The organism is Cobetia sp. LC6, from assembly GCF_030264805.1.
GTDB lineage: Bacteria > Pseudomonadota > Gammaproteobacteria > Pseudomonadales > Halomonadaceae > Cobetia.
This window is the reverse complement of the sequence record NZ_JASSPL010000017.1, coordinates 45751-71821: the sequence shown is the minus strand read 5'-3', so window position 1 is coordinate 71821 and position 26071 is coordinate 45751. Positions and strand designations below refer to the sequence as shown.

The 26071-nt window shown below is 61.1% G+C and carries 24 protein-coding genes; 15 read left to right on the top strand and 9 right to left on the bottom strand.

What is annotated here, in order from left to right; all coding sequences use genetic code 11:
- Window positions 1–69: 69 nt before the first annotated feature.
- The 9 genes from QQF40_RS15995 (at window position 70) to QQF40_RS15955 (ending at window position 7577) form a co-directional block, all read left to right on the top strand.
- Window positions 70–756 (top strand): type 2 periplasmic-binding domain-containing protein, encoded by a 687-nt coding sequence (locus QQF40_RS15995; protein ID WP_285461922.1) that lies wholly within the window; start codon window positions 70–72, stop codon window positions 754–756.
- A gap of 81 nt (window positions 757–837) precedes the next feature.
- Entirely contained in the window at window positions 838–1353 is a 516-nt protein-coding gene (locus QQF40_RS15990; RefSeq protein ID WP_285461921.1) for a TRAP transporter small permease subunit, read from the top strand.
- Window positions 1350–2678, top strand: coding sequence for a TRAP transporter large permease (locus QQF40_RS15985; protein WP_285461920.1), 1329 nt, complete (start codon window positions 1350–1352; stop codon window positions 2676–2678). Before QQF40_RS15990 ends, QQF40_RS15985 begins: the two co-directional genes overlap by 4 nt.
- 31 nt (window positions 2679–2709) lie before the next feature.
- Window positions 2710–3750, top strand: a complete 1041-nt coding sequence (locus QQF40_RS15980) for an Ldh family oxidoreductase (RefSeq protein ID WP_285461919.1) — start codon at window positions 2710–2712, stop codon at window positions 3748–3750.
- A 316-nt stretch (window positions 3751–4066) separates the two neighbouring features.
- A complete protein-coding gene (locus QQF40_RS15975) occupies window positions 4067–5161 on the top strand; it encodes an ADP-ribosylglycohydrolase family protein (protein WP_285461918.1) in 1095 nt (364 codons plus the stop codon).
- An 834-nt stretch (window positions 5162–5995) separates the two neighbouring features.
- The gene (locus QQF40_RS15970; protein ID WP_285461917.1) at window positions 5996–6340 is read left to right on the top strand and encodes a hypothetical protein; all 345 of its coding nucleotides are present in this window, start codon (window positions 5996–5998) and stop codon (window positions 6338–6340) included.
- A 65-nt stretch (window positions 6341–6405) separates the two neighbouring features.
- Complete coding sequence (locus tag QQF40_RS15965; RefSeq protein ID WP_285461916.1) at window positions 6406–6744, top strand: hypothetical protein; 339 nt, start codon at window positions 6406–6408, stop codon at window positions 6742–6744.
- 69 nt (window positions 6745–6813) lie between these two features.
- On the top strand, window positions 6814–7152 hold the full coding sequence (locus tag QQF40_RS15960) for a hypothetical protein (RefSeq protein ID WP_043332307.1): 339 nt from the start codon (window positions 6814–6816) through the stop codon (window positions 7150–7152).
- Between the two features lie 77 nt (window positions 7153–7229).
- Window positions 7230–7577, top strand: coding sequence for a hypothetical protein (locus QQF40_RS15955; protein ID WP_253061867.1), 348 nt, complete (start codon window positions 7230–7232; stop codon window positions 7575–7577).
- Between the two features lie 379 nt (window positions 7578–7956).
- Here QQF40_RS15955 and QQF40_RS15950 read toward each other — a convergent pair whose 3' ends face one another.
- The 6 genes from QQF40_RS15950 to QQF40_RS15925 form a co-directional block, all read right to left on the bottom strand.
- Window positions 7957–9951, bottom strand: a complete 1995-nt coding sequence (locus QQF40_RS15950) for an ABC transporter ATP-binding protein (RefSeq protein WP_285461915.1) — start codon at window positions 9949–9951, stop codon at window positions 7957–7959.
- Window positions 9952–9974: 23 nt separating this feature from the next.
- Complete coding sequence (locus tag QQF40_RS15945; RefSeq protein WP_176676832.1) at window positions 9975–10874, bottom strand: ABC transporter permease; 900 nt, start codon at window positions 10872–10874, stop codon at window positions 9975–9977.
- Between the two features lie 7 nt (window positions 10875–10881).
- Window positions 10882–11817 (bottom strand): ABC transporter permease, encoded by a 936-nt coding sequence (locus QQF40_RS15940; protein ID WP_285461914.1) that lies wholly within the window; start codon window positions 11815–11817, stop codon window positions 10882–10884.
- Between the two features lie 10 nt (window positions 11818–11827).
- On the bottom strand, window positions 11828–13099 hold the full coding sequence (locus QQF40_RS15935; protein WP_285461913.1) for an alkaline phosphatase family protein: 1272 nt from the start codon (window positions 13097–13099) through the stop codon (window positions 11828–11830).
- Window positions 13099–14598: an ABC transporter substrate-binding protein gene (locus QQF40_RS15930; protein WP_285461912.1), complete on the bottom strand. Its 1500-nt coding sequence runs from the start codon at window positions 14596–14598 to the stop codon at window positions 13099–13101. The genes QQF40_RS15935 and QQF40_RS15930 overlap by 1 nt, the downstream gene beginning before the upstream one ends.
- Before the next feature lie 305 nt (window positions 14599–14903).
- Window positions 14904–15941, bottom strand: a complete 1038-nt coding sequence (locus QQF40_RS15925; protein WP_176676836.1) for a LysR substrate-binding domain-containing protein — start codon at window positions 15939–15941, stop codon at window positions 14904–14906.
- Window positions 15942–16194: 253 nt separating this feature from the next.
- Here QQF40_RS15925 and QQF40_RS15920 point away from each other — a divergent pair, with 253 nt between their 5' ends.
- Together QQF40_RS15920 and QQF40_RS15915 are read left to right on the top strand one after the other, a co-directional pair.
- Window positions 16195–17292, top strand: a complete 1098-nt coding sequence (locus tag QQF40_RS15920; protein WP_285461911.1) for a TauD/TfdA family dioxygenase — start codon at window positions 16195–16197, stop codon at window positions 17290–17292.
- Entirely contained in the window at window positions 17289–17864 is a 576-nt protein-coding gene (locus tag QQF40_RS15915; RefSeq protein WP_285461910.1) for an HD domain-containing protein, read from the top strand. Before QQF40_RS15920 ends, QQF40_RS15915 begins: the two co-directional genes overlap by 4 nt.
- 16 nt (window positions 17865–17880) lie before the next feature.
- Here the strand turns inward: QQF40_RS15915 and QQF40_RS15910 are convergent, their stop codons facing one another.
- Window positions 17881–18783, bottom strand: a complete 903-nt coding sequence (locus QQF40_RS15910) for a LysR family transcriptional regulator (protein ID WP_176676839.1) — start codon at window positions 18781–18783, stop codon at window positions 17881–17883.
- 226 nt (window positions 18784–19009) lie between these two features.
- Between QQF40_RS15910 and QQF40_RS15905 the strand changes: the two genes are divergently transcribed.
- Window positions 19010–19996: a zinc-dependent alcohol dehydrogenase family protein gene (locus tag QQF40_RS15905; RefSeq protein WP_285461909.1), complete on the top strand. Its 987-nt coding sequence runs from the start codon at window positions 19010–19012 to the stop codon at window positions 19994–19996.
- Window positions 19997–20130: 134 nt separating this feature from the next.
- Entirely contained in the window at window positions 20131–20940 is an 810-nt protein-coding gene (locus QQF40_RS15900) for an SDR family NAD(P)-dependent oxidoreductase (protein ID WP_285461908.1), read from the top strand.
- A gap of 228 nt (window positions 20941–21168) precedes the next feature.
- On the opposite strand, the gene QQF40_RS15895 is transcribed toward QQF40_RS15900, so the two are convergent.
- Window positions 21169–22326 (bottom strand): L-dopachrome tautomerase-related protein, encoded by a 1158-nt coding sequence (locus tag QQF40_RS15895; protein WP_285461907.1) that lies wholly within the window; start codon window positions 22324–22326, stop codon window positions 21169–21171.
- A gap of 143 nt (window positions 22327–22469) precedes the next feature.
- Here QQF40_RS15895 and QQF40_RS15890 point away from each other — a divergent pair, with 143 nt between their 5' ends.
- Window positions 22470–23384, top strand: coding sequence for a LysR family transcriptional regulator (locus QQF40_RS15890; protein ID WP_285461906.1), 915 nt, complete (start codon window positions 22470–22472; stop codon window positions 23382–23384).
- Between the two features lie 58 nt (window positions 23385–23442).
- Here QQF40_RS15890 and QQF40_RS15885 read toward each other — a convergent pair whose 3' ends face one another.
- Window positions 23443–24435: a LysR substrate-binding domain-containing protein gene (locus QQF40_RS15885; RefSeq protein ID WP_285461905.1), complete on the bottom strand. Its 993-nt coding sequence runs from the start codon at window positions 24433–24435 to the stop codon at window positions 23443–23445.
- 219 nt (window positions 24436–24654) lie between these two features.
- On the opposite strand from QQF40_RS15885, the gene QQF40_RS15880 reads away from it, so the two are divergent.
- Window positions 24655–25872, top strand: coding sequence for an aromatic ring-hydroxylating oxygenase subunit alpha (locus QQF40_RS15880; RefSeq protein ID WP_285461904.1), 1218 nt, complete (start codon window positions 24655–24657; stop codon window positions 25870–25872).
- Window positions 25873–26071 lie beyond the last annotated feature (199 nt).

Here is a 26071-nt window from a genome sequence, read left to right as displayed (position 1 = left end):
CGATGGGATACCGCCGAATTTGGCAGAAAAGAACTACTGGAATGCTCAAAGCTCGGTGGCCAAAAGCACTTGACCACTACAGAGCTCTATGAAGCCTTCCGTCGCGAGGTATTCGGCGTCGTGGCCTTCCCGTGCTCGACTCTGGGCACCGAGATATTCCTGCACTCGAGCAAGAAGGTGCAGACGCTTGAAGACTTCCAGGGCCTGCGCCTGAGAACCTCCGGTGCCTGGGCGGAGATCGCCTCGCGGCTGGGTGCCTCCACCGTGGTGATGGCCGGCAGTGACATCTATACGGCGCTGGACCGGGGGGTGATCGATGCGGCGGAGTGGGGAAGTCCTGAGCTCAACAAGCCGACCGGTTTCCAGAATGTGGCGCAGTACGTCATCTTGCCCGGCATCCATCAGTCGGGCGGCATTCTTGAGTGTGAAGTGAATGTCGAGGCCTGGGACGGCCTGAGCGAAGCCCAGCAGAGCCAGTTGCGCCTCGCGGGCAAGCTGAGCGTGTTCGAGTCCTGGCTGGATAGCTCCTTTGCCGATCTCAAGGCCTTCAAGGAGCTGGAGGAAGGCCCCAACGAAATCGTGCAGCTGGACCAATCCTTCATCGATGCCATCTACGACGAGACGCGCGCCTGGGAAGACGAGAAGGCGGGCGAGAACGAGTGGTTCGCACGTGTGCTCGAGTCGCAACGTACCTTCAAGCAGAACATGACGACCTGGCAGGACTACCGTTTGCCGATCGGGGAAATGGGGCGCTGAGTCCTCCTGAATGATGTCCCTGGCCCGGGCGATACCTGTATCGCCCGGGCTCTTTCCTTGTCGTCAGCTTGGTGAGTTGCCATGAAAATCGTCGCTGTCATTGAGCGCCAGACCCGCTGGGCCGGGTATCTGGGGGCAGTCTTGATACTGCCGCTGGTGCTTGCGTTGGTCTATGAAGTCTTCAGTCGTTATGTGCTGGGAAGGCCCACCTTGTGGGCGTATGAAGTCAGCTACATGGTGATGGGTGCCATCTTCATGCTTGGCATGGCCAATGCCCTGCGTGTCGGCCAGCACGTCAGTGTGGATGTGTTGAGCCAGAATTTTGCACCGCGTCTCAAGGCGGGAGTTCATTTGGCCTGTTATGCGGTATTGCTGCCGGTATTGATGTGGCTTGTCTGGGAGCTTTGGTTCTATGCGCTCGAGGCGTTCTCCAGCAATGAGCGCTCCGGACGTTCTGCCTGGAATCCGGTGATCTGGCCGGTCTTCGGCGTGTGGTGGTTGGGCTTTGTCTATCTGACGCTGCAGGTGATCGCGGAGATATTGAAACTCTGGAGCACACTGCTGGGCCATGATCATGGCGCGGAGGTGTCCTCATGAGCGACTTCATTGCCCTTATCATGTTCCCTGCGCTCATCGCGCTGATCGTGCTCGGTTTCCCGATCGCCTTCTCGATGATCGTCGTCGCTACCGTCTTTGGTGTTGCCCAGTTCGGGGATGCCGCGGCCTATCAACTGCTGACCAAGATCGAGGACACGGCGTCCAACTCCATTCTGGCTGCCGTGCCCCTGTTCATCTTCATGGGCGCGATGCTCGAGAATTCCGGCATTGCCGAGCGACTGTTCGGGGCCATCCATCTGTGGACACGCCGGATGCCCGGCGGACTGGGCGTCGGCGCGGTCATCATGGGCACCATCTTCGCCGCTGCCAGTGGTGTCGTCGGGGCCACCGAGGCCGTGATCGGCATGCTGGCGGTGCCTGTCATGCTCAAGCACCAATATGACAAGTCGCTGATCTCCGTCACTATCTGTGCCAGTGGCTCATTGGGCACGGCGATTCCGCCTTCCATTACCGTGGTCATTCTCGGGCCTGTCGCGGGTGTCTCAGTCGGATCACTGTTCAGTGGTCTGCTGATCCCGGGCCTGCTGATGGCGCTGCTGTTCCTCCTCTATATCGTCGTGGTCTGTGCGCTGAAGCCAGCCCTTGCGCCGCGACTCAAGGAAGATGAGCAGCATCCGGGGTGGGGCAAGCTGCTCACCATTACCCTGAGTGCGCTGCTGCCGACCATGAGTCTGATTCTGGTGGTGCTGGGCACGATTCTGATGGGCATCGCCACGCCGACGGAAGCGGCAGCCTGTGGGGCGCTCGGCTCCGTATTGCTGGCACTGGGGTATCGCAATCTCACGCTGTCCATCCTGTGGAACGCGGCGATACGCACACTCAACATCACCGCGATGATTCTGCTGATCGTGCTGGGCGGCAACATGTTCGCGGGCGTCTTCTTCGCCTCCGGCGGGATGGCCACCGTCCAGTCGCTGCTGCTGGATACCGGCTTGAGCCCGTGGCTGATTCTTGGCGCCATCCTGCTGATCGCCTTCCTGGCCGGTTTCGTGCTCGACATGATCTCGGTGGTCCTGATCGTCATCCCTGTGGCGATGCCGGTCATCGGCCTGCTCGGGTTCGATGAGATCTGGTTCTGCGTGGCCTTCCTGATCGTGATGCAGACGAGTTATCTGACACCGCCGTTGGCGCCCTCCATCTTCTATCTGCGTGCCATCACGCCTCCTGAAGTGACGCTGAAGCACATGTACAAGGGGGTGATGCCCTTCATCTTCCTGCAGCTGATGGTGTTGGCGCTGATCCTGGTCTTCCCGGGGCTGGCGCTGTGGCTGCCTGATGCCATCAGCGGACCGTCATGGAAATGATGGACACCTTATTGGAAAGGAACGAATTCTCATGAGCGATGCAATGAAGGAAGCGGCAGGAATGGACGTCAATCTCGATCGGGCAGCGCTCAAGGCGCTATGTCACAAGGTGTTGAGCCGTCATGGCTTCAGTGAGCCACACGTCGCTGCCATGAGTGATGCGCTGGTGGCGGCGGAAATGGACGGTTGTCGCTCCCATGGGCTCTATCGCCTGATGGGGTTCGTCGCGACGCTGAACAATGGCGGAGTGGTGCCGGACGCCGTGCCGGTGGTCGAGGATACGGCGCCTTCCATCGTCAAGGTGGATGCCAAGGGTGGCTTCTCGTCGCTGGCCTTCCAGCAGGGCGTACCTGAACTGCTCAGCAAGGCGCGAGCCAACGGCATTGCCATTCTGGCCATCAATCATTGCGTGCATGGCACGGCATTGTGGGTCGAGATCGAGAGGTTGACGCGGGAAGGGCTGGTCGCCATCGCCTGCAACCCGACCCAGTCATACATGGCACCCTATGGAGGCAGCCAGCCGTTGCTGGGTACCAACCCCATCGCCTTCGGCTGGCCGCGTGGGGATGGCAACCCGTACGTATTCGACTTCGCGACCAGTGCCATCGCGCGCGGCGATATCGAGCTGCATCGTCGTCAGGGGGACAAGATCCCGCTCGGCTGGGGTGTCGATCGAGAGGGTGAGCCGTCACAGGACCCGACGGAAGTGCTCGATCATGGCGCGATGCTGCCCTTTGGTGACCACAAGGGCTCTGCGCTGGCGATCATGATCGAGCTGATCGCAGGGCCGCTGATCGGTGACATGCTGAGTATCGAGTCCAGCGAGCACGATCAAGGCAAGGGCAGCCTGCCGTATCATGGTGAGCTGATCATCGCGATCGACCCCGCGCGCCTCACTGGCGGCAGTACTCAGCAGCACATGCTGCGCTCTGAAAGGCTGTTCGAGCTGGTCAAGCAGCAGGGGGCGCGTCTTTCCTCCGAGCGCCGCTTCAAGGCTCGCCAGGTACATCAAGAAGAGGGCGTCACGCTGTCGAGAGCCTTGTATGACGATATCCTCAAGCTGGCCTCATGAACATCCCAGCAGGCCGAGCAGCGAAGTGATCGCTGAAAAAATCCTGCTGCAGGAAGTCACGACGGCATGACGTCGTGACGGCAGAAAACAGAACGGCCGCCTCTTGGGCGGCCGTTATTGTATGAAAGTGGCTGTTGTCGGCCTTTTCACCGGCGCTACCTACTTCACGCCTGCCAATGCTGAGCGCTCATCCAGTGCTGCCTGATTATGCGCACCACTGGTTGAGCCTGCTTTTCAGCAAATGCGCAGATGCTGATAGCGTAAGGTGTCGTGAGGGTGGCTGACGTCACCTGAAGGTCACGCAGGGGAGAGGCACATGACGCTTGAGATGACATCGCGGTTTCGTGGTTGCCTGTTGGGTGGTGCGGTGGGTGACGCCTTGGGGGCGCCGGTGGAATTCCTGTCACACGAGGAGATCCAGGCACGTTTTGGAAGTGATGGCATACGTGACTATGCCCCAGCCTACGGTGGGCTGGGGCGGATTACCGATGATACGCAGATGACGCTGTTTACCGCTGAGGGGCTGTTGCGCAGTCATGTGCGTGGCTGTCTGAGAGGCATCACGACGCAAGGCAGTCTGGTCAACAGTGCCTATGAACGCTGGCTTTACACCCAGGGTGAACGCTCGCGGCAGGATACCGAGCAGGAATGGCTGGACAGTGGCTGGCTGATCAAGCAAGGCGAGCTCCATTCGCGCCGCGCCCCGGGCATGACATGTCTGGCAGCGTTAAAGCAGGTGCGTTGCTACAGTGACACTGCGCAGAATGACAGCAAGGGCTGTGGCGGCGTGATGCGCGTCGCGCCGATTGGTTTGTTCGCGCATGTGATGGGAGCCTCCCATGAGATGTGCTTCGCACTCGGGGAAGAGGTCTGCGCGCTGACCCATGGGCATGTGACCGGCCAGCTGACGGGCGGCGTGCTGGCGGTGATGATCCAATGCCTGGTGGCGGGGGATTCGATGGCACAGGCACTTTCGCACGCCATGCGCATTCTCGAGCGCAAGCCGGGCTGCGAAGAGACCATGCAGGCGCTGCAGCAAGCCCGCGAGCTTGCCGAGTCCGGCACTGCGCCGCAGGTGGCTGTCGTGATGCTGGGACTGGGCTGGATCGCGGAAGAGGCCCTGGCGATGTCCGTGTATTGCGCACTCACGGCGCGGGATTTCCGCTCCGCGATTCAGCTGGCGGTCAATCACGACGGGGATTCTGATTCTACGGGCGCCATCACGGGCAATCTGCTCGGGGCGCAATGGGGAGAAGAAGTGATACCGAGTGACTGGCTGGCCCCACTTGAACTGCGAGATGTCATCGGTGAGATCGGGCAGGATCTCCACGATTGTCCGCGCTGGGAGCTCTACACCAACGGCGGTGGCAAGGATGAACGGTGGGTCTGGGAGAAATACCCGGGTTATTGAATCGCGATGCAGCAGCATGAAAAGCGCGGAGCCATCTTCCAATGGCTCCGCGTTTTCGTGTCTGGACAACAATTTTTATCGCCCGTCGCGATGAAGGGGAACGCAGAGGTGCAGGGAGCGCTTGAAGCAGGTGACTTGAGGGGGCGTTCACGAACCCCGTAAGCGGTTGATAATCCTATGCTTATTACCAAAGTCGTAGATGGGTGTCTGTTCAGCCGTTCAGGTGGGCGATGCATTGGTTCGTGATTGGAATCAATGCTGTTCCGGTGGAGGGATATCTCGCGTGGCGGGTTTCGTCCACAATGCGCTCATTCCACATTGCACGAAACGGCAGTCTGGATTCGGTCGATGGCAGGCGTCTGTCAAGACGGCACCACTTTTTTGAAGATGGCATGCATCCAACCCGTTGGCGCAAGCGTAAGACTCTACAAGCACAACAGTGAGGGTTTCAGCAGGGTAGAAAGACATATTGCTGACGAATGCCTTCCTCATGATCGCGACCAAAGTTGAAGTGTCAGGCAGCGGTACCGGAGCAGACCTGAGTGACTGATCGACATTCGATCACTGGCGACATGCACCTTCTTGGTTGTACAGAAGTGATGCAAAAAGCTTGCAAGGGTTTTGCATGGTGAGGGACTTCATCACTTACGGGTACCGAGGCAATGACAAGGCATCGCAATCTGGTTCTTTGATGGAAACAGTGAGCTGCCAGCGACACGGCTAGTGTGATAGCGCAATAATCATTAGTCTGTTAACAAGTTAGACGGGTGCAGCCGAGACTGCACACGACATCACAAGGGCAACATCGCCCAGGACAAGCAAAGGAAAATCATCATGAAAACTCTGAACCTCAAGACTCTGATCGCCGCCGCCGCTCTCGCAACCGTGAGCACTGCCTCCTTCGCCGCGGATGACAGCCCGGCCGCACAGCGTGTTCAGCAGTCCATCAGTCAGGACGTCGTCGTCGGCGCTGCCCAGCCGGCACCGACTGCCCAGGCTGCCTTCGCCGATACCGGTATGAGCGTTGCCGCGGGCCGTGTCGAGACAGCTCTCAGTCAGTCCGCCATCGAAGGCAAGGGTGTGGCCACCGTCAGCCGCGAGCAGGCCTTCGACAATGATGCCGGCAAGAGTGTTGCTGCCACCCGTGTTCAGCACGCCCTGAACGACAGCAACGTCTGAGTCATTCAGCCTCTTGCCCGGGCGCTCACGCCCACTGACCACTTTGTTCATCGAGGAGATTCATCATGAAAACCATCAAGACTCTGATCGCCGCCGCCGCTCTCGCTACCGTCAGCACCGCCACCTTCGCCGCGGATGACAGCCCGGCCGCCCAGCGTGTCCAGCAGTCCATCAGCCAGGACGTCGTCGTCGGCACCGCTCAGCCAGCCGCTACCCAGCAAGCCAGCTTCGCGGAAACCGGCATGAGCGTCGCGGCAGGTCGCATTCAGCAGTCCATCAGTGCCGATCGCATCCGGGGTCAGTCGCACACCGTGGCCACGGCAAGCCAGGCATTCGATAACGATGCCGGCAAGAGTGTCGCAGCGACTCGCGTCCAGCACGCCCTGAACGACAGCAACGTCTGAACCATCGTCAAGCCTGACCTGGATTGCCGGGTCTGATCATCGCTTTGCTTTTTATCGAGGAGATACACCATGAACACTCTCAAGACTCTGATCGCCGCTGCCGCACTCGCCACCGTCAGCACCGCGTCCTTCGCCGCCGACGATAGCCCGGCTGCCAAGCGCGTCCAGCACAACGTCAGTGACAGCGTCATCCATGGCTCTGCCCAGCAAGCTCCGACCGCCCAGGCGACCTTCGCGGAAACCGGCATGAGCACCGCTGCTGGCCGTTTCCAGGTGGCATCCGGTGACGACGAGATCCGTGGCCATGATCGCTCCATCCATCTGCAGGAATTCGATGTCGCCAATGATTCCGGCGATAGCGTTGCCGGCACCCGTGTTCGTCACGCCGTGAGCGACGTCAACGTCTGAGACGCCCGACGTCTGCGTCAGGCGCTTGCAGGCCAGGTGTCTGCACTGACATGACCTTTTTCGACAGGAGAACCCCCATGCAATCCCTCAAGTCTCTATTTGCCATTGCCGCACTGTCCGTTGCCGCCACTGGCGTGGCTTCTGCCAATGACAGCGAAGCCGATGCCCGCGTCCGTGCCACCCTCAGTGATCGCGTGATCATGGGCCAGGCACAGCCGGTCACTCAGCAAGCCGCGCTGCATCACGATGATGTCGTGGAAACCGGCATGAGTGTCGCTGCCAGCCGCGTCCAGAAGTCCATCAGCAACGCCGGCATTCAGGGTACCACCCGCGCACTGGCGAGCGATTCGGCGGTTTACGTCAACGATGCTGGCAAGAGTGTCTCTGCCACACGCGTCGAGCATGCCTTGAACGAAAGCGCATGATCTCTCGTCGGCGGATGAACATCCTCCGACTCTGCAAGACAGCCAAGGATGCCGATATGCCATCGACTTGCCCCTGTCAGTTGCTGAATGGACCCACTGACCATCGTGTCGCGTCATGATGGTCAGTGTCCCAGAGAAGAACACGTGAGAGAGAAGAACGCTTGAGCAAGTGTTTTGGCTGAGTGGAAGCCAGTGTGGAAGTGCGCACTCATCGTCAACTGCAGAGCCCTTGCTCAAACGCTTTCCTGTCCTGAATGTCCTGTCCCGACATTCCCTGCCCGCCATTGGCGGGCTTTTTTCGTTGCATGAAGGTAATCAGCAGCGGCGAGAGGCAGCCGGGACAGGCGGGCGGGACAGAATGGTGGGACAGAAAGCCGAGTCATGCCGCGACCAGCTTGGCCTCCATCAGGGTTTGCACATAGGGTGGCAGATCCCCTGTGGCGAGGCTTGCGACATTTCCCAGATGCTCGGTGCGGCCATTGCGCAGCACCAGTACGCGGTCCGCGAAATGACTGACCAGCCCCAGGTCATGGGTGACGAAGACCAGGCTCAGGCCGCGCTCACGCTTGAGGCGTTGCAGCAGGCGAATGATGGCGGCTTGAACCGAGACATCCAGCGCCGAGGTGATCTCGTCACACAGCAGGATGTCGGGCTCGGCGGCCAGCGCTCGGGCGATGGCGACGCGCTGCTGCTCGCCCCCCGACAGCTGGCTGGGCAGACGGTCGAGATAGAGCGCGGGCAGGCGCACCTCTTCCAACAATGACTGGGCACGCTGGCGGGCGCCATCGCCCTTGAGATCGAACCAGCGAGACAGCACCGGTGCGAGAGATTCGAACACGGTCAGACGAGGATTCAGTGCTGTGCTGGCATGCTGGAAGATGTACTGGATCTTCTGACGCTGCACCGGACGCCGCTCGGCGACCAATCCCGCCAAGGGCTCCTGACGCAAACTGAGCTGCCCGGAGACGGGGGAGAGCAGGCCGGCCAGCGCCTTGAGGATCGAGGTCTTGCCGCTGCCGGATTCGCCGATCAAGGCCAGCGTCTCGCCTTGCTGGAGCGAGAATGCCACATCGCTGACGGTGAGTGCCGGCGTTTCACCGCGCAGGCGCGCCAGCCAGCCGGGCATGCGATAGCACAGGTTCAGCGACTCCACGGCCAGCAGCGGCGCGATGTCCAGCGACGTGGCTGACTGCGAGTCGCTCTTTACGCGATCGGCCCGCTCATCGGTTGCTGCGTCACTTTTCGTATTTTGGGGTCTTTCCGCACTTTTCCCGCTCGCCTTTGCCGCCATTGCGTGACCTTCCAGCGCATGATGACAGGCGTAGCGACCTTGCCAGCTCGGCACGCTGTCACGGCACGTTACACTTGCGCGCGGGCAGCGCGGTGCAAAGGCACAGCCCTTGATGGCGCTTCCCACCAGGGGTGGCGTGCCTTCCAGCGCGGCGTCAGGTCGATAGCACTGACTGCCCGGCGTCGCGGCCAGCAGCGCGTGACCATAGGGGTGGCGCGGGCCGTTCAGGAAGTCGCGAGTCGCGGCGACCTCCACCAGTTGACCGGCGTACATCACCGCGACGCGGTCACACAGGTGAGATACCGCGCCCAGATCATGACTGACGAAGACGATGCTCATTCCCAGCTCAGCGCGCAGCGAGGCCAACAGCGCCAGAATCTCATTCTGGGTGCTGGCATCCAGTCCGGTGGTCGGCTCATCCATCACCAGCACTCGTGGGCGTTGCGCCAGGGCCAGCGCCAGACTGGCGCGTTGCTGCTGTCCGCCGGAAAGCTGGTGCGGATAACGCTGCATCAGCACTTCGGGGTGAGGGAGGTGGACGCGTCGCAGCCATGCCACTGCCTGCTGTTCGCGTTCCGCCTTTCCTTTCACGCCCTGTGACAGCAGCGTCTCGCACAGCAGGCTGCCGAGCGTGAGATGGGGCGTCATGGCCTTTTCGGCATGCTGAGACACCAGCCCGAGCCTGAGTTCGCCCAGCCAGCGCCCCGGTTGATGATGAAAGCTCAGTTGGCGGAGCTCGTCGTGAAGAGGTTCATGACTCGTAGAAGTAGAAGTAGAAGTAGAAGTAGAAGTAGAAGTAGAGGCAGTGGCAGAGGTGGAGGCAGTGGCAGAAGTGGAGCCAGAGGCGGGCGCAGGTGAGGCGACACTCACCTCGCCGGTGCGCACCAGGCTGCCCCGACGCAACAGACCCAGCATGGCCGTGGCCAAGGTGCTCTTGCCGCTGCCGGACTCGCCCACCAGACCCAGAATCTCGCCCTGGCCCAGGCTCAGGTCGATACCGCGCAGCACGGGTCGCCAGATCTGCTGGCGATCATGAAAGCCGATGTTGAGATCGCGAACGCGGATCACGGTGTTGTCCGTCATGGCGTCACCTTTGGAGTTCGGAATCATTCGGGGCGCCCCGCACGGTCGATGCCCAGTGTCTTGGCCAGGGTGTCGGCGACCAGATTGATGGCGATGATCAGGCTGGACAGCGCCACGATGGGCGGCAGCACGGCCCAGGGCGCAAACGACATGAAGCCGCGGCCATCGGCGACCATCAGTCCCCAGTCCGGGGTCGGCGGGGAGACGCCGAAGCCGAGAAACGACAGCGAGCTGAAGGCCAGCAATGCCCAGGACCAGCGCATCGCCAGCTCGACGAGGATGGTGTCGAGCACGTTGGGTTTGATCTCGCGCCACAGCAGACGCATCAGGCTGTCGCCGCGCAGCCGTGCGGCCTGTATATAGTCAAGGCACAGCACTTCGCGGCACGCAGTGACCATCACGCGCACCACCGCCACGCCATAGAAGATGCCCAGAGTCAGGATGAAGACCAGTGGGCCGGGGCCCATCACGCCGATGACCAGCAAGAGGAACAGTAGCCAGGGAATCGACAGCAGGGCGTCCACCAGACGCATGGCAATGTTCTCGACCCGCCCACCGATGATGGCCAGCAGCATGCCGCAGGCGCTGCCCCATACCACGGCCAGCACGGCGGCCGGCAGCGAGGTGTAGATGGCCTCGCGGCCCCCGGCCAGGGTGCGGCTGAGGACATCGCGGCCGAGCTGGTCGGTGCCCAGCCAATGTTCGGCACTGGGGGGCAGCAGCGAGGCGAGACTGTCGCCCGCGGAGATATCATAGGGCGCCAGCCAGCGGCCAGCGACGGCCAGCAGAAGGTGCAGGCCGATCAGCACCAGGCCAATCCGGCCCTGGCGGTTGGCCCACAGCAGCGCCAGGGTGTGTTGACCCGGCAGGCTGGCCAGGGCCAGCCGCGGGCCGCGCGCGATCGTCGAGGAAGAAGCGTTCATGAGTGACTCAGGCTGTCTTGAGTTTGGGATTGAGCACGATGACCAGCATGTCGGCGACCAGATTGCACAGCACATAGGTGACGGAGAGCACTAGTGCGCAGGCCTGCACCACCGGCATGTCGCGGTCATTGATGGCCGAGATCATCAGGCGCCCCAGCCCCGGATAGTTGAAGACCTGTTCGACGATCACTACGCCGCCCAGCAGCCAGGCGATGGTCATGGCGGCCAGACTGATGGTCGGCAGCAGGGAGGCTGGTGCCAGATGGCGGATCACCAGACGCCAGCGCGGCAGCTGGCGGATACGCGCCATGTTCATGAAGTCGCTGTCCATCACGCTGATGGTGTTGGAGCGGGTCATGCGCATCATGTGTGCCATGGCCACCAGCGCCAGCGTGATGGCGGGCAGCCAGACACCGGGCAGCAGGTTCCACAGGCTCTCATTGGCACCGGCCACGGTGATGGCAGGGAACCACGGCAGCCAGATGGCGAAGGCCAGGGTCAGCAGGGTGGCGCTGATGAATTCCGGCACCGTCATGGCGATCAGCACCAGGCTGGAGAGGCTGGAGTCGAGCCAGCTGTCGCGCTTGAGCGCCGCGATCAGCCCCAGCAGGATGGCCAGCGGGATGGCCATCACGGTCGCGATGCCGCCCAGCAGCAAGGTGTTGGCCAGGCGCGGCATCAGGGTATCGCTGACCGGTGCACGACTGGTCAGCGAGGTGCCGAAATCACCACTCAGCAACTGCCCCCACCAGCTGACGAAGCGTGTCGTCACCGGCGTGTCCAGGCCAAGCTCGGCGCGACATTGGGCGAGATTGATCGGGGTCATGCTGCGTCCCAGATAGTTGACGCAGAAGTCGCCCGGCAGCATCTCGATCACCCAGAACACCACGCAGGCCACGAAGACCAGCGTGAAGCCGCCATACAGGCAGCGCTGTAACAGCATTGCCCACATCTCAGTTCACCTCTTGAAGATCGCGTGCCCGCTGTGGCGTCGAAGCCTCATCGAGGGGCGGCAGGTCCAGCACCTGACGCAGGCGCGGGTGGAGGGCCAGTGACTCGAGCTCAAGGCGCTCGCCCGCAGTGATTGACGGGCCGTGCAGAACGGCGAAGCGCTGGTCCGACGTGGCGCCGGGGCCGAAACCGTGCGTGGAGACATAGCCGGGCGCCGCCACCAGCTCCGTGTGATGGGCATGCTTGCAGGCGGGTTCGAAGCTCATGCCCGGCGGTGCCTGATAGAGCTGGATATGCCTCACGTCCGGGGGCAGGAAGTCGGCCGACTCGAGCGGCGTGACGCCGAACTCGGCCAGGTGCGCGGCCTGCTCGCGTTGGCGTTCGTCATCGTCACAGGCCACCAGCAGCAGGCCACCATCACATTGCAGCGCGACATCCGGTAGAAGGCGGTCTGCCACCAGCGCCCGCTGTACCGGGGCATGACCATGATCACTGAAGACACACAGGTGGTAGGTCTCGCGCTTGTTGATGGCTTCAAGGCCGGCCAGCAGGCTGCCGAGCTGGGCATCGACCATCATCAGGGCACCATCGACCAGGGCATCATCATTGCCATGCACATGCAGGCAGTAATCGGGGGTGTTGAGTTCGAGCAGCACCAGCTCAGGCGTTTCGCGCTCGATCAGCGACAGCGCCTCGTTGAGCAGTTGCTGGTCATTGCTCATCGCGCGCATCAGGGCGTCATTGCGGGCATCCCAGTGATTCAGGCGCGGCGCGGTCATGCCCTTGGCGCGCAGGTCACCTTCCTCCCACCAGGGCGACAGATACCAGTCGCAGCTCTCGGGGCGGGCCAGCCCGAAGCCGAGGCTGGCCACCCGCAGTCCTGCCGCGCGCGCGGCCTCGAGCAGGGTCTCGCCACGCAGGTCCTCGACCCTTGCTGGACGAAAATGCCCTGCATTGGCGCTGGCGCCTGTGGCGTGACGGTCGCTATCGGTCTCAGCCCCTGTAACAGACGCAAACTCCACCTCAGAACCGGGGCAATGGATGCCGTTGGAATAGATACCGTTTGAGTAGATGCCGTGCACCTGAGCCGGTTGCCCGGTCAGGACACCCGCTCGCGCGGGCATCGAATTGGCATTGGTATCGGCACCCAGGCGCTCGATCAGCAGGCCGTCTCTGGCCAGGGCGTCGAGATGCGGCAGACGCGCCCGCGTCTCGGCGAAGCGCTGACTGCTGATGCCGTCCATCAGAATCAGGATCAAGCCAGGGCGGGACATCAGCTCTCTCCCTGCTTGTCGACCTGGTGCCAGCGAATCGCGAAGTGTTCGACTGCCGGGATATGCACCTCACGCTTCATGACGCGGTTGTTGTTGAGGTGGAAGGGAATCAGCGTCGCGCCGGTCTCGGTCAGCAGCGCCTGGGCCTGGTGATAGAGCTCGGTGCGCGCTTCGTCATCCAGGGTGGCGCGCGCCTTGGCGAGCAGGGCATCGAATTCGAGATTCTGGTAGGCCGACTCGTTCCAGTTGGCCTCGCTCTGGAAGATCTCGTTGAGCACCTGATCGGTCGGGCGCTGGCCCCAGGCTGTGGTGAAGGCCGGCTTCTTCATCCAGGCGGTGTTCCAGTAATCCGCCGCGGGCACGTTGTGCACGTTGACGGTGATGCCGGCCTCGGCTGCCTGACGCTGGTAGAGCTCCGCCATCGGGCGGAAGTAGTTGTCGACGCCGCTGGTGTAGACGTCGATCTCCAGCCCATCGGCATACCCCGCGTCGCTCAACAGGCTGCGGGCGGTGTCGAGGTCCTGCGGGCATTGCTGTGCCAGCTTGTACTGATCGCCATTCCAGACCGGGTTGTCACAGGTAATGGTGGCGCCGCCCTTGCCGAACAGCAGGTTGACCATCTCTTCACGGTCGGCCACCAGACGCAGCGCACGGCGCACGCGCACATCCTGGAAGACCTCGTCGTCGGCGCGGAACACCATGCCACGCCAGTCGCCGGTGGCGATGGAGTCGTAGTGGTAGGCCGGGTTGCTGGAGAACAGGCGCAGCTGCTGGGCGTTGACGCCATTCCAGCCCGACCAGTCAATCTGGCCGGCCAGCAATGCCTGGGTGCGGGCGTTGTCATCGGGAATGCCGATCAGGTCCATGCCATCCAGCTTCGGTGCGCCTTCCCAGTAGTCAGCGAAGGCTTCGAAGGTGGTGGTGCCCTGCGGATCGAATTCGACCAGCTTGAAGGGGCCGGTGCCGATGCCCTGCAGTGAAGTGTCGTCATCAAAGCCGACCGGCACGATCTTCGCACGGTAATCCATCAGCAGGATCGGCAGGTCAGCATGGGACTGGCTGAGACGGAACACGATCTGGCCGGCCTCATTGACGCTGACGTCCTCGATGACCGACAGCGCGGCACGTGCCGGAGCATCGCGCTCGGGGTCGAGCAGACGCGTGAAACTGTAGATGACGTCATCCGCGCTCAGCGCCTTGCCATTGTGGAAACTGACCCCGTCACGCAGCGTGAAGGTCCACTCATCGGCAGCGGGGTTGGCCTGCCACGCGGAGGCCAGGTCCGACACCGGCTCGCCCTTGCTGCCCTGACGGACCAGGCGGCTGTAGATCAGCTGGTTGGCCGAGTAGAAGCGCGTCGGGGAGATGGGGTCCAGCGACTCCTTGCCACTGAACTCGACCCAATGCGGGGTGCGCAGTGTCTCGGCATGGGCCAGCTGGGGGACGGCAAGTTGGGCAAGCGCGGCAAGGCCGATGGCAGCGATCAAGGGCTTCTTCATGTCAGGCTCCAGGCAAGGGCGACGGTCAGGGACGGTAGTCAGGGACAGTGGTCAGGGGCGGTCGTCAGGTACGGTCATCAGTGACAGCAAGCAGGTTCCGCAAAACCGGGTCAGGCCGACAGGCAGGCCGTTGGTTGGCTCGTGGCGCAGCCCGCCGGGACGGTCGAACTGCGTCAACGCTGTCGTCTTGAGGCGTCATCTTTGGTGCAGATGATGACGTTTCCGTGACAGATGCCAGCCGTTGGCCGCAACAAAAACTGCGACTGTGCCTTAGAAATTCTGAGGCTCGCGTCTTGCTGCCCGTGCTAGCGGGGCTGAGAGGGCAACTCGCTGGTGACAGGATTGGCCTGAGAGGTGTGCATGGTGCTGCGCAACCAAGCACAGAAATCGTTGACCGCCGGGGCATGGCGGCGTTCTGGAGACACCAGCAGGTACTGACTGCTGGTGCTGGGCATGCGCAAGGCGTGCGCCAGTTGCAGGCGTCCGTTCTTGATCAGGTCCATCACGAAGGACTGGCGGACGAGCAGGAAGCCGTGCCCCTCGAGTGCCGCGGCAATCGCCAGACTGGCATTGCCGAACTTGAGACCGGCCGGCGGGATGTGGCCACGAAACTTCTGCAGGCGGAACCAGTCCAGCCAGCTTTCGCGGTAGCCGATGCACTCGATTCTGGGCGCACGGGCCAGATCGTCGAGTGGACTCGCGGGTGAGGCGTTGGGGGCGAGGGAGGAGTGCAGGAAGGTGGGGCTTGCCACGACGACCCACTGCTCATCGGCCAGTTTCTCGTACTCGCGCCCGCACCAGCCGCCGTAGCCATTGATGATCTCGATATCGACATCGGGCTGCTCGTCCGGGAGTACCTGATTGTGCGGCAGCACCGTGACCTGGATGTTCGGATGCAGGCGCTGGAAGTCCTTGAGCCTGGGGATCAGCCAGTATTCGACGAAGCTGTGATTGGAGCGCAGCGTCAGGCTCTGTTGCTCATCGTGCTGGAAGAGGGTGGCGGTACCGCGCTTGAGGGTCTCGAACACGCCACTGACCAGCGGCAGATAGGCATGCGCCTCATCGGTCAGCTCGATGCGATTGCCGCGGCGCACGAACAGGCTGACTTCAAGAAAGTCTTCCAGCTGCTTGACGCGCTGACTGACGGCGCCCTGGGTAATGCACAGTTCGGCGGCGGCGCGGGTCAGGCTGCCGAGGCGGGCGGTGGCCTCGAAGGCGGTCAGGGCATTGAAGGGGGGCAGGCGCTGAGCGAGGCGCTGGGAAGGGTGATAGGCAGGACGCGACATGCAGAACTCCAGCTTGACTGAGCCAGTCGCCGCATCGGCGGCTGGTGCTGAAGCCATGACTGCAGATCCTGCCGCGGCACGCGGCCGGGCGCTCATTCTTGCAGCCGTGCATGACGATGACGTGACAGTCTGCGCGCATAAAAACTAAGGCTCGCCGCCAGAAAGTCTCGCTATGGTCACGGGTCTGCGTTCACTAGCATGGCGGGCATCCACTGGCGGAGCGCTCGTTTGACATGAGCCTTTGCCACACCCGTTCGTCATGCCGTGCCTTGCGGCTTGTGATCGCACTCGACAGACAGGAAGACTCTGCATGCCTCGCCTCGCGTTTGACGCCGAACAGCTTCACCTGACTCTGGATGATGGCCAGACCCTTGCCCAGCATGTGCTGTGGCTGCAAGACCACGACCCCGCCCGTCGCCATGCCAATGGCCAGCGTCTGGACAGTGTGCTCGACCTCGACTGGGACGCCGCCATTAGCGAGGCGGCGCTTGAGGAGGGCGACGTCCTGCGAGTGACACTGAGCAATGCACGCGAGATTCGCTACGGCGTCGATGAGCTGGCCGCCTTGAGCACCGGCTTCCCCGATGAACGCAGCAGTGCGCACAAGACGCTGTGGCAGGGCAGCGAGTTCTCGGTCGCCCGGGTCGAGTGGGCCGATGTCATCGCCGGGGGAGAGGCACGTCGCAAGGCGCTGGCCTGGGTCCGTGACACCGGGGTGGTGTGCCTGCGTGGCGTGCCCGTCGAGCCGGGCAAGGTGCTCGAGGTAATCGAGCAGTTCGGGTATGTGCGCGAAACCAATTACGGCAAGCTGTTCGATGTCCGCACCGAGGTCTCGCCGAGCAATCTCGCCTTCAGCAATCTCGGGCTCGGGGCGCATACCGACAATCCCTATCGTGATCCGGCACCGAGCATTCAGCTGCTGCATTGCCTGAGCAACGAGGTGGAAGGCGGCCAGACCTTGCTGGTGGATGGCTTCGCCGCCGCCGAGCGCCTGCGCGAACTGGCGCCCGAGAGTTTCGCGCTGCTGACGCGCACGCGGGTACCGTTCCGCTTTCATGACGCGGGCCATGCCGATCTCAGAAGCTGGGTGCCGTTCATCGAGACCGACCACAAGGGCAACATCCGCCAGGTGCGTTACAACAACCGCTCCATCGCCTCGCTGCCGCTGCCGCTCGAGGCGCAACGCGCCTTCTATCGTGCCTATCACGACTGGGCGCGCGTGATCGGTCAGCCGGAGCAGGCCACGCACCTGCGCCTTGCCCCGGGGGACTGCCTGCTGTTCGACAACAGTCGCGTGATGCATGCCCGTACCGCCTTCGTGGCCGGCGGCAATCGTCATCTGCAGGGCGCCTACGCCGATCTCGACAGCCTGTATTCCACTCTCAACCTGCTGGAGAACGCCCGATGATCACGCAGCCTGCCAACGCCGAGGGGATCGTCGGCCTGATCGAGGACATCTTCGCCCTGCACGGTGCGGACTCCTATCTGGGTGAGGAGGTGACCATGGCCGAGCACATGCTGCAGGCGGCGCATCTGGCCGAGCAGCAGGGAGAATCCGAGTCGGTGATTCTGGCCGCCTTGCTGCATGACGTGGGGCATTACGCCAATGCGCTGCCGCCGGAGGTCTTGATGAACGGCCAGGACAATCGTCATCAGGTCAGCGGTGCCGACTGGTTGGCGCGCTTCTTCCCGGCCGAGATCGTCGAGCCGGTACGCCAGCATGTGGCAGCCAAGCGTTATCTGGTCGCGGTGGAGCCGAGCTATCGCGCCTGTCTGTCACAGGCCTCGCTGGACAGCCTGGCCCTGCAGGGCGGGGCGATGGAGCCGCCTGAGGCCGCGGCCTTTGCCCAGCTGCCCCAGCTTGCGGCCATTCTCAAGGTGCGGCGCCTGGATGATGCCGCCAAGGTGGCCGGCATGCAGACGCCGGACTTCGCTCACTACAAGCCGATGCTTCAGCGCTGGGTGCTGGCGGCGGGATGACGGGCTTTCCGACATCTCAGTCCTGTTGGACATCCCAATAGGGCGGGCTGCCGAAGTATTCGGAGAAGTAGTCCAGGAAGGCGCGCACCTTGGGGGCCAGCTGGCGGTTGCTCGGATAGACCGCCCAGATGCCCGTCTCGCTGATCAAGGGCGTCTCGGGTAGCACCTCTACCAGGCTGCCTTCGGCCAGGTGGCGGTAAATGCTCCATGTCGAGGACAGGGTGATGCCCAGACCTGCGGCGCAGGCGTCACGCACGGCTTCGCCATTGTCGGTGCGGATACGCCCCTTGACGCGAATCGGTTCGACGCCGTTCTCGCATTGAAAGCACCACTGGTCCATGCCGATCAGGGTCAGGCATTCGTGTTCGTGCAGCCTCGAGGGATGCGTCGGTGTGCCATGGCGCGCGAGATAGTCCGGCGAGGCGCACAGAATGCGCTTGTCCGGTGCCAGGCGCCGCGCGATCAGACTGGAATCCTTGAGGGCGGAGTTGCGGATGGCGATGTCAAAGCCGCCCTCGACCAGATCGACGATGGTGTCGGTCAGGCGCAGGTCCAGCTCCAGATCAGGGTAGCGTTCGAGAAAGCCGGCCAGACCCGGCACCAGGTGCATACGCCCGAAGGAGGCGGAAGCGGTGATGCGCAAGGTGCCGCTGGGGGAGGTCGTGCCGACGCCGACGGCAGCCCGCGCGGCCTCGGCGCTGATCAGCACCTCCTCTGCGTGGGGGAGAAAGGCGCGACCTTCTTCGCTCAGCGCTACATGACGCGTGGTGCGATGCAGCAGGCGTACCCCCAGGCTGTCCTCGAGCTTGCGCAGGTGAGAACTGGCGACGGCGGGTGACAGTCCCAGGTCCTCGCCGGCCTGGCTGATGCTGTTCACGGCGGCGAGACGGACGAACAGCTTCAGGTGCTCAAGATTCATGCAGGTGTCCTCATTTGCGTCGACTCGCGTGGCTCACGATGGCGAGAGGCGCGCCAGCAACGGCTTGGCGCAACGTTCGTGACGTCCACTACGCCCAATTCATCCAACAAGCTCAATACGCCCAATACTTTCAATAAAACCAATAAACTGATTGTAGTTTATCGCCGTTTATCATTCAGGCTTATGACAATTATTCTGGCTCCACATCCACGCAGGAGACAGACTCATGAAAGCGATGCTCGTCAAATCATTCGGTGGTCCCGAGGTGTTCGAAGCGGCGGAAATCGCCAAGCCCCAAGCAGCGGCAGGTCAGGTACTGGTGCGCATCGCCGCCACCAGCATCAACACCGTCGACACCATGATTCGCCAGATGGGCCCTGAGCTGCCGCTGTCTCCGGTGCTGCCGGCGCTGCTGGGCATGGACTTCGCCGGTACTGTCGAAGCCGTGGGCGAGGGCGTCGAAGGCTACGCCATCGGGGATGAAGTCTATGGCTGTGCTGGTGGCCTGGCGGACCTGCCGGGCACGCTGGCCGAGTATATCGCCGCCGATGTCCGCCTGATCGCCCACAAGCCGAAGTCCCTGAGCATGGTGGAAGCCGCGGCGCTGCCACTGGTCGGCATCACGGCCTACGAAGGACTCAAGCGCGCCAACATCGAGGCCGGTCAGAAGGTGCTGGTTCACGGTGGTGCGGGCGGTGTGGGCCATATCGCCATCCAGTTGGCCCGTCACTTCGGCGCCGACGTCGCCTCTACCGTCGGTCGTGATGATCACGAGACGCTGGTCGAAGGGCTGGGTGCCAGTGCCATCAATTACCGCAATGAGCAGGTCGCCGACTATGTGGCCAAGCACACCGACGGCAAGGGCTTCGACATCGTGTTCGACTCCGTCGGTGGCGCCAACCTGCCGACCTCCTTCGAGGCTGCGGCACTCAACGGCCATGTCTCGACGACCGTGTCCTTCATGGAAATCGACCTGACCACCGCGCACTTCAAGGGTCTGTCACTGCATGTCGTCTTCATGCTGATCCCGATGCTGCATGACTTCCGTCGTCAGGAGCACCACGAGATTCTGGCCGACATGGCGCGTATCGCCGATGCGGGTGCACTCAAGCCGATCATCGACGGCAAGGTCTTCCCGCTTGCGGAAGTGGGCCAGGCGCATGCCCGTCTGGGTAGCGGCCAGGCCACCGGCAAGGTCATCGTCGAGGTCTGATACCGAGACCGAAAGCCCCATTGGCAGGATCATCCTGACACTGCGCTGGCACAGATGAACGACAGGGTGTGGCCTTACGGCACACCCTGTCGTTCGCGTCTCAAGCGTCGTGTGACATTTCAAGGAGAGAGCGCATGAAAACCATCCTTATCACCGGTTCTACCGATGGCATCGGCCTGGTCACGGCCAAGGCCCTGCTGGAGCGCGGCCATCGCGTGCTGATCCACGGGCGCAGCGAGCAGAAGGTCAATGGCGTCGTCGCCGAACTTGCAACGCTGGCAGGGGCTGAGCGTGTCGCCGGGTTCGTGGCCGACCTGTCCGACCTGGCCGCCATCGATTCACTGGCAAGCGACGTGCTGGCGGCCAACGCCAGTCTGGATGTGTTGATCAACAATGCCGGCGTCTTCCAGGCCCCCAGCGTCGTGACGGCTGACGGTCTCGACCTGCGCTTCGTGGTCAATACCCTTGCCCCCTATCTGCTCACCCAGAAACTGGCTTCGGCAATGCGTCCGGCCGGGCGGGTCGTCAACCTGTCCTCGGCGGCTCAATCCTCCGTGGACCTGAAGGCGCTGACCGGAGAGGTCGCGTTCAACGACCACTACGCGGCCTATGCCCAGAGCAAGCTCGCGATCACCATGTGGACTCGCACGCTTGCCCGGGACTGGGAAGGCCAGGGGCCGATCCTGATCGCGGTCAACCCGGGCTCTCTGCTGGCCAGCAAGATGGTCAAGGAAGGCTTCGGCGTACCGGGCAAGGACCTGGGTATCGGTGCCGATATTCTGGTGCGTGCGGCACTGGATGAGGAATTCGCCGGCGCCAATGGTCAGTACTTCGACAACGACGCCCAGCGATTCGCACCGCCGCACGCCGACGCACTCGATGATGCGCTGTGCCGTGACGTGGTCGCAACGATGGAGAAGACGCTCGGCTCTCTGGCTGGCTGAAGCGCGCCGAGATTTGCTGTAAGGCTATAGTCGACGCCCCGCTCATGCTGATCTCTCAGCGTGGGCGGGGCGTCGTGTCTGGAGGTCTGTGAAGATACCCTTTCGATAAGTCCATCGATAGCGGTGACAGTTCTCAAGCAACGATCTACCTGATGAAGCAATGATGCCCCGCTCGATGTTTCGAGCGGGGCATCATGTGTGGGGAGTGAGAGTCTGATTGTTAGACGATTAGGGCTGTTCGCCGGCCCAGACTTTCATGATGTGATAGGGAGCATTTCCCTCATCAGCTCCCCCGGTGAAGGGAGGTGTCTTGTCCAGTTGATTGACCGAGATATACAACCATCCATCTGACGCCAAGCGCACGCTATCCGGCCAATCCAGACGTTCATCTCTCACCAGCGGGGTGAGGTTGCCCTTGGAGTCCAGTACATCAATGCCGTGTTCGTTGGAGTTGGTGAAGTAGTGGTTACCACCGGGGCCAGTATCCGCACCATCTGAAACAGGTTTGGGGCCGACGACTTCGATGGCAGCAGCGATCTCGTCGTGCTCCGCGCCGTCTCTTAACAGCATGGCAGGAACGGAGTACCAGTGCAGCCCGTTCATGGCACCAAAATAAACGGTCTCTTGATCGGCGGATAACGTGATCGGGTTGATGCCGACACTCGCAGGTTGGCCATTGAATTGGATATTCTTGCCGTCAATACGCATCACGGCATCCGGCTCAGCGTCAAGCGAGGGGTGGTCGCTGAAGCGTGTGACCTTGCCACTATCGATATGTACCGTCAGGATCCCGGGCTTTGCAAGGTCGGCCAGGTAAGCGACACCTCGTTCACGGTCCACCGCCAAGTCCTGAACGAAGCTTCCGGCGGGGGCAATATCACTGGGCAGTGTGATCTTGGCGATGACATTCCCGGTGTCGATATCAAATCCCCACAGGCGCGTCTTGCCGATGTGGTCCCCCATATCGATGACCCACAGACCACCTTTACCATCGTGAATCGTGCCGAGAGGCGCATCAATGGTGTCATCTCCATACTGGCCGCCATGCGTCTGCAGAGCCACGGAGGGCCAGGCACGATAGCTGTTTTGCCCCGTGATCTCGATCAGCTGGACATCGTGATCACCGTCCATTGAGTGAATGCTTGAGAATATCCGGCCTTCTGGGGTTACGGTGACATTGCCCGGGCGGATATCAAGCGTGGCCACATTGCGAATCTCCCCTTTGTATGGGGCCACCTTGACGTACTGGTGGTCGGCTCCTTGTGATTTGGCGAGGTCCTGGGTTGCAGCCATGGCATGAGTCGTCAGGCCAGTCGTCGCGATGACCAGGCTAGTGCCCAGCAATGTACGGCGTATCATGCGAGAAAGAGAGAGGGATGCATTCATGAGAAGCCCACGTCAGGAAGTTCAGGGTGGCCGTTGCCGATGAAACAACGGGGAGTCACAGTAGTCTAGCTGCCGGCAGAACTGGCTTGAATGCCTAGCATTGCGTATGCACTTTCAAAAAAATTGTAAGAAAGACTCTCTTCATGAAACCAATGCATGACATTCGAATATTCGTCGTTACCGTGCGCCTGGGAAGCATGAGTCAGGCTGCACGGCAATTGCATCTCACACCTGCCGCTATCAGTGCTGCGCTCCAGCGACTTGAAAAAGAGGTTGGGACACCTCTGTTGGTACGCTCGACGCGTAATCTACGCCTGACGAGCAATGGCGCAGTCTTTCATGAACGCTGTCAGCAAGCGCTTGCGCTGATAGAGGAGGGCGTACACCTCATCCAGGATCGCGAGAGAAAGTTGGAGGGAACGCTGATGATCTCGCTACCCGAGGATCTTGGCCGTAATCGGTTGCTCCCTTGGCTGGATACCTTCATGGAGCGCCACACCGCACTGAATCTGCGGCTTCTATTCAGTGATGCGCGCACAGACCTTCACCGTGAGAATGTCGATGCCGTCATCCGTTATGGTGAATTGGAAAACTCTTCCTTGATCGCCATGCCATTGGTGAAATCCAATCCTCGCGTACTATGTGCCGCCCCAGATTATCTGTCGCGCCATGGAACTCCCGATCACCTGGAAGCGCTTCACGAGCATGATTGCATTCCCTACATGGTGGGGGAGCGGGTCCATGATCGTTGGCGGCTCTACGAAAACGACAAGCCCAGGGAAGTGCGCATTACCGGGCGGCGAATTGCCAATGATGGCGAGGTCGCCCGTCACTGGGCTTTGGCGGGAAGAGGGATCATCTATCGTTCGCGGTTGGACACCGCCGAAGATCTTGCGAGTGGTCGCCTGATCAGGGTCATGCCACATCTGGAAGGTGAAAATGCTCCTTTGCATTTCCTGGTGCCCCAGCGACGCATGCAGAGCCCTGCCATTGTTGAACTGCGGCGATATCTCAGCGAATGCCTGACGCAATGGCTGAATGAGGCAGGATTCTCATGAGCCCGCTTTCTCTCAAAAATCGGGGATAGCGAGTAATTGTTGCGAGCTAGTTCATGGTTCAAGAGCCAACATCCCTGACGGCTTGGAGAGCATGTGTGTCACTTTCGCGATAGAACCATTCGAGAAAGAGGTTGAGTGCTTCATCGTCGCGCTTGTCTTCACGATAGGCGAGGTAGTGGCGAGTCTCTTCAAGCACGACATCCTGCGCAACGGGTTTGACCAATCGCCCCTTTTCAACCAGTGGTCCGACAAGGTGATGCCAGCCCAATGCGATACCTTGATCGTCCAGCACCATTTGCACCAGCATGTTGTAGTCGTTGGAATTGAAATACTGCTGGCTATCAATGGCGCGATCTTCAATATCGATATTGTGAATGGATAACCAGACACTCCAATCGACATGCTCAGCGACCTGAGAGCGCCCATAAGGGCTCAGGTTCAGCAGTTTTCCATCGCGTAACCCGTGTAGCGATTGAATCTCAGGATGGGCCGCAAGATAGCTCGGCGTACATACGGGATAAATCACATCATGAAACAAGGGGGTGGAGAGATAACCCTCTCTTATTTTCGACAACTTGGTAATGAAGATATCGGGATAGACGCCTGGCTCCATACTGAGGAAGTTCTGCGTCATGACCAGGTTGAGTTCGATATCCGGATGCTGATTGAAGAAATCCGGTAAGCGATGCGATAACCACAGTGCCGAGAATGCCGGCGAGCAGCACAGTGTCAGCGTGCTGCGGTTGGCGGCTGGATCCTTGCGGATACGTTCTGCTGCCTGCGCAATATTGATGAAGGACAGCTGGGCTGCGTCAAAGAAGATGGAGCCTGAATTCGTCAGTTCCACCGATCGGCCAACCCGCCTGAAGAGCGGTGTCCCCAGATAACTCTCGAGTTCCCGTATCTGCCGACTGATGGCCGCCTGCGTCACACATAGCGCTTCTGCCGCGCGCGTGAAATTCTGATAGCGCGCTGCCGCCACGAACGATCTCACCGCCCGCAGGGAGGGCATCTTGAGTAGCATCTGATCAGGGTCGGTGTGCTTTGTCATAACGGGAGGTCATCAGTTGTCCAGAGAAAAAGTCAATATCGCATAGGGACTTGCGCGCCTAGACTCGAGTTCGAAAGGGGAATTGAACCGGTTCTGCCGGTTCTGTCAGATTACCCGAGTGAGACTGCCGGCGACAATCGAAAGCTGGCAGCCGTGTGGCACCATGCCAGGCGCCCCACAAGGCACGACCAATAACAAGACACTAGCAGGAGACAACCGGTGACTCACAAGGCTCAGACACTCGACTTCGTCCAGCAACGTAAAGCGCGCCATGCACTCCCGAGTGAGCTCTATAGTGACGCTGATGTCTACCGGGATGATCTTGCTCATCTCTGGCACAAGGAGTGGATCTTTGCAGGCCACTCCTTTGAGCTGGAAAAGGCCGGCCAATATCTGACGCTGCAGGTAGGGGATTATCCGATCGTGGTGGTAAGAGGGGCGGATGGCGAGCTACGCGCTTTCCACAACGCTTGCCGTCACCGTGGCTCCAAGGTCTGCCATCAAGACAGCGGCAAGGCAGCCAAGCTGGTGTGCCCGTATCACAAATGGACGTTCGATCTCGATGGGAAGTTATTGTTCGCCGGCAATATGGGGCCGGACTTCGATACCCGCGATCATGGGCTGTTGCCGGCACATTGCGAGACGGTGGAGAGCTATATCTTTGTCTGTGTCGCTGAGAGTGCTCCCGATTTTGCTCCCTTCCGTGACGCCATGACACCTTTCGTGGCGCCGCATCATCTGACTGAGTGCCGGGTAGCGCATGAGTCCAATCTGATCGAGAAGGGCAACTGGAAGCTGGTGTTCGAGAACAATCGTGAGTGCTACCACTGTGATGGATCACACCCGGAGCTGTTGAATTCGTTTGTGGAGAACCTCTCGGTGGCCGGCGTCAGTGGTACTGAAGATCCGCAACTGGAGGCATTCTGGGATAAATGTGAATCGGCTGGCTTGCCAAGTCGTATGGCGATGGATGCCGCCGGACAGTTCCGCATGACACGGATTCCACTGTCTGCCAATGCCTCCAGCTATACCATGGACGGCAAGCCAGCCTTGTCTTCACGCCTTGATGAAAGCGGTGTGGACAATATTGGCGCGCTGCTTTATTTCCATTACCCCAATACCTGGAATCATTTCCTGGGGGACCATGCACTCAGCTTCCGGATACTCCCGTTGGGCCCCCAGGAAACCTTGGTCACGACCAAGTGGCTGGTGCCCAAGGAGGCACAGGAGGGTATCGACTATGACCTTGAGCATCTGACGCGAGTCTGGCTGGCCACCAATGATCAGGATCGCCAGCTGGTGGAAGGAACCCAGGCCGGTGTTTCATCTCCTGCCTATGAACCTGGCCCTTATTCGGATCTGGCCGAGAATGGCGTGTGTCAGTTTGACGATTGGTATTGCGAAACGATGCAGCGCCGGCTCAAGGGCGAGTCATGACCCCGTCGTGAGATATTGACCGTCATATTGGGGAGCGCATGTATGGGCGTGGATGGCTGACGTCATCGACGCCGATTGCATCGTCTTCTTGGAACATTGTCTCTCTGTTGCGTTACCTCAATATTGCCAGTAATCCATCGTAGCCTCTCCGCATTTTCCGGGAGAGGCTTTTCTTTTTTCAGGGCACTTTTCTGTTTCC

Bases quoted from the DNA above. Each gene is read 5' to 3' on its own strand.
- QQF40_RS15990 (WP_285461921.1), top strand. From the start codon at position 838: ATGAAAATCGTCGCTGTCATTGAGCGCCAGACCCGCTGGGCCGGGTAT.
- QQF40_RS15985 (WP_285461920.1), top strand. From the start codon at position 1,350: ATGAGCGACTTCATTGCCCTTATCATGTTCCCTGCGCTCATCGCGCTG.
- QQF40_RS15980 (WP_285461919.1), top strand. From the start codon at position 2,710: ATGAGCGATGCAATGAAGGAAGCGGCAGGAATGGACGTCAATCTCGAT.
- QQF40_RS15975 (WP_285461918.1), top strand. From the start codon at position 4,067: ATGACGCTTGAGATGACATCGCGGTTTCGTGGTTGCCTGTTGGGTGGT.
- QQF40_RS15970 (WP_285461917.1), top strand. From the start codon at position 5,996: ATGAAAACTCTGAACCTCAAGACTCTGATCGCCGCCGCCGCTCTCGCA.
- QQF40_RS15965 (WP_285461916.1), top strand. From the start codon at position 6,406: ATGAAAACCATCAAGACTCTGATCGCCGCCGCCGCTCTCGCTACCGTC.
- QQF40_RS15960 (WP_043332307.1), top strand. From the start codon at position 6,814: ATGAACACTCTCAAGACTCTGATCGCCGCTGCCGCACTCGCCACCGTC.
- QQF40_RS15955 (WP_253061867.1), top strand. From the start codon at position 7,230: ATGCAATCCCTCAAGTCTCTATTTGCCATTGCCGCACTGTCCGTTGCC.
- QQF40_RS15950 (WP_285461915.1), bottom strand. From the start codon at position 9,951: ATGACGGACAACACCGTGATCCGCGTTCGCGATCTCAACATCGGCTTT.
- QQF40_RS15945 (WP_176676832.1), bottom strand. From the start codon at position 10,874: ATGAACGCTTCTTCCTCGACGATCGCGCGCGGCCCGCGGCTGGCCCTG.
- QQF40_RS15940 (WP_285461914.1), bottom strand. From the start codon at position 11,817: ATGCTGTTACAGCGCTGCCTGTATGGCGGCTTCACGCTGGTCTTCGTG.
- QQF40_RS15935 (WP_285461913.1), bottom strand. From the start codon at position 13,099: ATGTCCCGCCCTGGCTTGATCCTGATTCTGATGGACGGCATCAGCAGT.
- QQF40_RS15930 (WP_285461912.1), bottom strand. From the start codon at position 14,598: ATGAAGAAGCCCTTGATCGCTGCCATCGGCCTTGCCGCGCTTGCCCAA.
- QQF40_RS15925 (WP_176676836.1), bottom strand. From the start codon at position 15,941: ATGGCTTCAGCACCAGCCGCCGATGCGGCGACTGGCTCAGTCAAGCTG.
- QQF40_RS15920 (WP_285461911.1), top strand. From the start codon at position 16,195: ATGCCTCGCCTCGCGTTTGACGCCGAACAGCTTCACCTGACTCTGGAT.
- QQF40_RS15915 (WP_285461910.1), top strand. From the start codon at position 17,289: ATGATCACGCAGCCTGCCAACGCCGAGGGGATCGTCGGCCTGATCGAG.
- QQF40_RS15910 (WP_176676839.1), bottom strand. From the start codon at position 18,783: ATGAATCTTGAGCACCTGAAGCTGTTCGTCCGTCTCGCCGCCGTGAAC.
- QQF40_RS15905 (WP_285461909.1), top strand. From the start codon at position 19,010: ATGAAAGCGATGCTCGTCAAATCATTCGGTGGTCCCGAGGTGTTCGAA.
- QQF40_RS15900 (WP_285461908.1), top strand. From the start codon at position 20,131: ATGAAAACCATCCTTATCACCGGTTCTACCGATGGCATCGGCCTGGTC.
- QQF40_RS15895 (WP_285461907.1), bottom strand. From the start codon at position 22,326: ATGAATGCATCCCTCTCTCTTTCTCGCATGATACGCCGTACATTGCTG.
- QQF40_RS15890 (WP_285461906.1), top strand. From the start codon at position 22,470: ATGAAACCAATGCATGACATTCGAATATTCGTCGTTACCGTGCGCCTG.
- QQF40_RS15885 (WP_285461905.1), bottom strand. From the start codon at position 24,435: ATGACAAAGCACACCGACCCTGATCAGATGCTACTCAAGATGCCCTCC.